The 507-nt window shown below is 35.1% G+C and carries 2 pseudogenes; both read left to right on the top strand.

Features of this window, described 5'->3' with window-relative positions:
• Window positions 1–306 (top strand): annotated as a pseudogene (locus AC1DRF_RS32135) (MerR family transcriptional regulator); the annotation flags it as partial.
• Between the two features lie 10 nt (window positions 307–316).
• Window positions 317–507: pseudogene (locus tag AC1DRF_RS32130) on the top strand (hypothetical protein); the annotation flags it as partial.

The raw sequence follows: 507 nt of genomic DNA, 5'->3' as shown, positions 1-507 counted from the left end.
GAACGAAAGAAGGTTGCAAAATCTATCATGGACAAAGAACTTTATGAGCTATTTTATCCTTCTGAAAAGTTCATATATGGAGATAGTTACACCTCGACTCCAAAAGATGTACAGCTTTATGTACAACAATATGATGGAGGGCAAGAAGAGGTGGAAGTGATTGCTGAATTTACGAATCATCTTGTCATAAAAGATGAAAATGTTGACGATCAAACGCATGACATCGTTAAAGTTTCTCTACGAAAAGAAACAAACAAATGGGTGGTCTATAGTATCGAAGAATTGAAAACAGAAATGATGAAATGAGGTGGTAGAAGTGGCATTTAAAAAGCAACTGGAAGACTATCGGTTTAATTTAAATCGCAATCGATCATGGAAGTATACAGCCGTTTTACTCTTTTTCTTTATCGGTTTTTTATCCTTACTGACATCAAAATTCTACTTAAAGACAGAAGATCCGTTATATCATACCAAAACCTATGAGGCGGTTTCTTCCAACATAACAGG

The organism is Priestia sp. P5_B4 (assembly GCF_056400385.1).
Note: the sequence above shows the minus strand (reverse complement) of the source record. Positions and strands in the feature narration are given on the sequence as shown.